Source organism: uncultured Maricaulis sp. (genome assembly GCF_905480005.1).
Lineage (GTDB): Bacteria > Pseudomonadota > Alphaproteobacteria > Caulobacterales > Maricaulaceae > Maricaulis.
Window position 1 is genome coordinate 1 of the sequence record NZ_CAJQOO010000036.1, and the last position, 6,131, is coordinate 6,131.

At 62.4% G+C, this 6,131-nt stretch carries 4 protein-coding genes and 1 pseudogene; all 5 read right to left on the reverse strand.

The window, feature by feature from the left end; translation table 11 throughout:
* Window positions 1-284: pseudogene (locus tag QZ266_RS04490) on the reverse strand (hypothetical protein); the annotation flags it as partial.
* Between the two features lie 24 nt (window positions 285-308).
* Entirely contained in the window at window positions 309-740 is a 432-nt protein-coding gene (locus QZ266_RS04495) for a hypothetical protein (RefSeq protein ID WP_295691991.1), read from the reverse strand.
* 123 nt (window positions 741-863) lie between these two features.
* Entirely contained in the window at window positions 864-2,111 is a 1,248-nt protein-coding gene (locus tag QZ266_RS04500; protein ID WP_295691992.1) for a tetratricopeptide repeat protein, read from the reverse strand.
* An 11-nt stretch (window positions 2,112-2,122) separates the two neighbouring features.
* A complete protein-coding gene (locus QZ266_RS04505; RefSeq protein ID WP_295691994.1) occupies window positions 2,123-3,334 on the reverse strand; it encodes a tetratricopeptide repeat protein in 1,212 nt (403 codons plus the stop codon).
* On the reverse strand, window positions 3,334-6,131 hold a 2,798-nt coding region (locus QZ266_RS04510), incomplete at its 5' end, for an FG-GAP-like repeat-containing protein (RefSeq protein WP_295691996.1). The genes QZ266_RS04505 and QZ266_RS04510, both read right to left, overlap by 1 nt.

Here is a 6,131-nt window from a genome sequence, read left to right on the forward strand (position 1 = left end):
CCGCCGCCATTGCCGCTATCATTGATCGTGATGCGCCAATCATTGCGCGGGAAACTCGCGGAAACGCTGGTATCATCGAAATGAATGCGAACGTTGTTTTCCTTCAGGCGGAGCGTATCGAATCCGAAACTCTCTCCATTCGAACAATCAATGCCGAGGCAAAGACTGAACTGAATGATGACATCGTCAAGATGCACGATATCGGCGTTGGACGGGCTCGGCACGACCACCATAAGCGCCATCGACACGGCCGCAGCACTCGTTGCGGTAAGAAGATGCTTCATTGTCTAAGGCCCCCGGTGCCCGGATTACGTCTCTTGGTCTGCGTCATCAAAGACCAATACCTGGCCATTTTCGACGCGGAAACTTCCTGTAAAACTCACGCCTTCGCGCGGACGCTGGGCGGTGGGCGCGCGCCCGTTATAGCCAGCCGGTTCCCGGCTGGACCGATCGGTCGCGTAAACCTGCGTAGCCGCAGTTATTTCAAAGCGATAGAGGCCGTCGGCAACCTCGCCAAAATCCGCAAGGCGGAAACTGGGGGCGCGACGCTCGGAATAAACCTGGCCGTGATAACCATCCGGACCGCTCACGGACACGGTAATGTTGGAATAAGTCGGGTCGGCATCGAAATAAATGCGACTTCCCGCATAGCGCGCCGACAAGCCGACATCGGCGGCCACAGATTGCGTCTGGCCAACAGCTCCGCCAACCGGCACCACGAGGAGCAGGCTGAGGGTCATCGCAAATTGGACTAAGCAGCTTAGGCGCATAAACAATCTCCTGATCGGGACGTTACACTGCTCGGCGACCGCACACAATCATCATAAGCGAATTCCTAGACGCCCTGCGGTGCTGCGACCGGATCAGTCTGACGACAGCCGTCGCGCCACGTCTCGCCGGGCCGTGTCGACCTGATCACCGGTCATCTGAAGCGCCAGATTATCGCGCAGGAGATCGGCATCGGGATATCCGCGATAGGCCGCCAGGCTGCACCAAACATAGGCCGTCCGGTAGTTCTGGGGCACGCCCCAGCCGTTGGCGTGAAGCAGGCAGAGACTGAATTCCGCGCTGCCCAGGCCTTGCGCCGCCGCCGCCTCGAACATGGATCGGGCTGACTGCAGATCCTGACGAACCCCGCCACCCCGCATGAAGCGATGCCCCTGAATATACTGGGCAATGACGTCATTGGCCTCAGCCGCGGTCAGCTCGGTCCGGTCCGGCGGCGCCGTCCAGTCGAGGTCGCGAAGGCGTTCATCGACCGGAAAACCGATGCTCGACAGCAACTGATCCAGTCCACCGCTTTCGAGCATCCGCGCGCGCTCGAGAAGCTGGCGCGCCTGCGCTTCGTCCACTGGAGCTCCCTGGCCACTTTCATAGAGGACAGAGAGATTGCGCAATGCTTGCGGCAGATCCTGAGCGGCCGCCAGCTGAAACCAATAGAATGCCGCCTCATAGTCCCGCGTCACGCCGTCTCCGCGGACATACAGAAGTCCGAGATTGTTCTGGGCCTGCGCATCGCCGGCTTCGGCGCCGGCGATGAACAGCGCGCGGGCCCGGTCGAGGTCTTGCTCAACGCCCTGACCGGTCATGTAAAGAATGCCCAGATTGGTCTGGGCCTCGACGAGACCCTGGTCCGCTGCGCGCCGATACCAGACAGCCGCCTCGGTGAGATCAGGCGATCCGGCCGAATCCGACGACAGCGCCTGTGCATAGTCGAACTCAAAGCGGGCATCACCGGTCTCGGCAGCTCGGAGCAGCCAGACCAGACCGGCTCCGGCATCGGGCTCCACGCCCAGCCCCATGACAAGTGAATGGCCAAGCGCATTCTGGGATCGCGGCACCCCCGATTGCGCCGACATCCGATCAAGCTCAACGGCCCGGACAAGATCCTGGGGCACGCCCAGCCCCTGGCGATACATGTGGGCCAGCCATGAGCGCGCCTCATCATCGCCATTCGCCGCGCGCGCCTCAGCCTGGAGACGGGCGCTGCCGTAATCACTCCGCTCGAGCAGGGCCTCGATCGTGTCGCCCGATTGAGCCACCGCCAGCGATGGAAGGCCGACGGCAAAAGCGAGGGCGGCGAGCCATTTCCTGTATGTTTGAACGCGCATCACGGTCCGACCTATTGCGACGGCTGCCAGTCAGCCGCCCGGTTCTGCGCCTCAGCCAATTGCTCAGGCGTCAGGAAACGGGCGAACACATCGCGCTCCTGGGCGGCGTCTGCCGCCCCATTCGCAGCGGCCAGATTCGCCCAGACATGCGCTTGCACATAATCCTGCGTCACGCCCTGCCCGGCCGCGAAGCGACGCGCCATGGCCAGCTGGGCTTCCGGAGCGCCAGCCTCTGCCGCCTGGCGGTAATAGTCGAGCGCGCGAGCATCATGCTGCGGAACGCCCTCGCCCGTCTCATACATGACGGCCAGTGCGTTCAGCGCCGCCGCGTCACCTGAATCGGCACGCTCCTCGGTCCAGCGCAGGGACGCGCCATCACCGGCACGCGCGGCATCCAGCACCCAGACTTGAGCATTCGGGAACTGCTCGGCCCCGATTTCGCCGGAGGCGACCAAAGCGCCAAGGCGGGCGCTGATACCGGGCACACCTTCTCCGATCACGTTCAGATACCATCGCACAGCCTCGGCTGTATCCGGCTCGGTGCCCCGCCCTGTCTCGTAGAACAGGCCGACCGCAGCTTGCGCGCGTACCATTCCGGCTTCGGCCGCCATCTGGTACCAATGCAGCGCGCGCACATCGTCCCGCGCGACGCCCGTCCCGGTCGAATAGGCATAGCCGAGATTGGACTGGGCACGCACATCACCCGCTTCCGCCGCTTCAGTGAGCAACCGCAAGCCCCGCGCCAGGTCGCGCTCGACGCCGGTCCCGGAAAAATAGTAGGAGCCCATCACAGCGGTCGCACCGACATCGCCGCGACGCGATGCCCGCTCCAGCCAGTCAATCTCCTCCGACGGCTCCGATGCCGCCTCGGCGCGCTCAAGAAACAGCTCGATCAGCGCGTCCTCAGCGGCGGTCCACTCCTGGGCCGCGGCATCTTCGAGCAGCGCGATCGCGCGATCCGGATCGATCTCCACACCGCGACCTTCGCGATACATCAGGCCCAGGCGATACTGCGCCAGAGGCAGGCCCGCCTCCGACAATTCAGTCAAAATTTCAGCGACTTCCGCATAATCGGTGCGGGCAAAGGCGGCCTCGGCCTCTTCCATGCGGGCGGCCATTTGCGCCTCGGAAAGGCCGGATTGCGACGACCCTTGATACATCGCGAAGCCGATGACGGCGGCCAGGACCGCAACGCCTGCGCCAAGCAGAATTCTCGTTCGCATCACTCTACACCCCTGCCATGCCTGCGACGGTGAACGCGATAAGTCGCTCCCGCCTCCAACGGCTCATTGATTTGTGTGACTCTTCCATCCGCCCAGCGGATCGATGCACTGTCGATCTGCTCCAGATCACCCAGTCCGAAATGCGCGATCGGGGCGTCAAACGACATGAAGCCCCCGCCCAACTGGATTTCGCGGGTCTGCAGACCGGTACCGAAACCGGCATGACGAATTTCAATCCGTGCCCCGATCCCATCGCGATTGCCCCGCTCGTCGACCAGACGGAAGCTGATGGAAGAGCGGCCGGAATTGTTCAGGAAAGCGGTAACCGGCGCATTCACGGGGACGGCGATCACATCCAGATCGCCATCATTGTCGATATCGGCCAGGGTCGCGGCCGCAGTCATGGCGAAATCACCGAGCCCATACGTCTCCGTCACTTCTTCAAACCGCTCACCTGCCTGGTTGCGCAGGAATATGTTTGACGGCGTCACCTCATTCGGAACCCAGGTCCCGTTGACGATATACATGTCCTGCCAGCCATCATTGTCGAAATCACCGTGTGAGACATCCCAGCTCCAGCCGCCGACTTCAACATGCATGGCCTGTGCAGTCTCTGCGTAAGCCTCCTGCCCGCCCCGCTCCAGCAGGACATTCCGTGACAAGATCTGCGGCAGGGCTTCATCCTGCTCGCGCGCGGTCATGGCGCGCGATGGCAGGAAATGGACGTCGCAAAGCGCCCGGATCGTGGTTTGGCCAACCGGGATAATCGCGCACATTTCGGGATTATTATCCTGGATGGCCAGATCCTTGAGCATCATGCCGCGACACTCCGACCGGTAAGGCTCCTCGAAACCGGAACACCGCCGGGCATTGCTCGGATCCAGGCTGTTGCCGGACCTGTACCAGACCTTGATCGCCATATTGCGCTGGCAGATCTCGCGATCCAGATCGCGCTCGATACCGTCGCAATACTGCTCGATCGGCTGCATTCTGAGTCTGTCCGACACACCTTCAGCCCGGCCCGCAATCTGTGCGAAATACAGCGCCATCTGACCTGTATTGCGTAGATCAAAGGATGAGACTGACATGGTCGTATTCGTCGTCATCGGGATCAGCCCGTCCTGATGGGTCACGGCGGTAAACTGGCCGGCACCATCCCCGAAATAGGCATAATCCGGCACTTCAAAATCATTCCCGACCAGCAGGTCGACCGCGCCGTCCGCATCCAGGTCAGAGAACAGGATTGACAGGGTCTCGCCGGGAATGCCCGGGAGATCACGGAAATCCTGCCCGCTCAGGGCGCCGTCATCATTCAGGATGATGCGATTTCGCGATTCCTCGCCGGGGATGCGCCGGTACCAGCCAGCCGCCCAATTGCCGAGCGCGATATCCAGGTCCCCGTCCCGGTCCACATCGGCAAAGCTGGCTGCCAGGGTCAGAATGGCGTCATCGCGATTGGCGACCGGACGCAATCGGTCGGCCGCGAACTGCCCGCCGTCATTCGGCAAAATGAAGTTGCCCTCGCGGAATGTGGTCAGGAACAGATCAGGGAAGCCGTCATTGTCGACATCCATCAAAGCCGCGTTGAAGATGGGGAGCGACCGAAGGCTCGCCGCATCCACCGCGCCTCCCGAAAAACCGCCGGCACCGTCATTGCGGTAAATATAAAGCCCCACCCGGGTCGACGCGAAAACCAGGTCGATATCACCGTCGCGATCAATATCGCCGGATGCCACGCTTCGCCCTTCCCAGAAGGGCGGCCACATATCACCCATCGAGAACTCCACGGCATGGTCGATACCCAGCTGCCAGGCTTCCATGCGGGTGAAAGGCGCATCGCCATAAGCGGCATTATCGCCATAGGGCAGACGCTCGAGCTCGACATCATCCTCTGCCTCTGTCTGAAGCGCCGCCGGACCGGTCGGATCCTGGACGGGAAGGCTGATGGCCGGGTTCAAGGCCCCGGGCGCAGACGCCACGACCTCCTCCGCGCCGGTCAGCAATTCGATCGCGCGCCGCGTCTGGTAGTCATGATAGGCGTCAATGGCCACACCACTCCCGACACCCAGGACACAAACGGTCGCAGCAAGCAGGCCCGCCGCCCGCCAGCCGACCGACGTCGCGACAATCATGAAGGAGTACACGCTGAAACTGCCGAGTGTGAAGACGAGCGTCATGATGAAACCATGACCAACCCCGCCATTGAGCAGAGCGCCGGACACGACCACGTCAAACCCGATCGGCACAGGCAGGAATGTGCCCACCACGCCCGCGGCAAGCGCGCTGACCAGCCCAAATTCACGGCCATTGATCAGGTCGACCGGCAGCAGTGTGGCGGCGATCGCGCCAAGGAAGCCGGCGAGCAGCATGAGCGGCGCGGTCATGCGAAGTATGAACCAGAAATTCCGCCCAAAATCAGTGACAAAGCCCACCAGGGACGCCGTCAGGGTTTCGAGCTCGGGCTCGGGCAAGTCCGGCGCTTGTGGCGCCGGCGCGGATTTCACGGAATGCAGGAGGCGCTCTTGCGGCAGAACCCGGCAGATCAGCGGTACAGCCAGCAGGATGACGGCGAGGCTGAGCACGAGTTTCGTCACCGCGATGTAGAAGGGAAGCAGTGAGAACGCCATGGTCAGGACGACAACGTTCAGGGTTGGCGAGGCGATCATGGCCGAAAGCGTTGTCTCGGCTCGTGAGCCGCCCTGAAACAGGCCCCGGGCGATCGGTGCGGCGCAGTTCACGCACACGCCCAAGGGCGCCCCGATGACCATCCCGTAGAAGGAATTGGCGAATCTTCCCT

Coding starts and splice junctions, on each gene's coding strand:
- QZ266_RS04495 (WP_295691991.1), bottom strand. CDS start 740: ATGACCCTCAGCCTGCTCCTCGTGGTGCCGGTTGGCGGAGCTGTTGGC.
- QZ266_RS04500 (WP_295691992.1), bottom strand. CDS start 2,111: ATGCGCGTTCAAACATACAGGAAATGGCTCGCCGCCCTCGCTTTTGCC.
- QZ266_RS04505 (WP_295691994.1), bottom strand. CDS start 3,334: ATGCGAACGAGAATTCTGCTTGGCGCAGGCGTTGCGGTCCTGGCCGCC.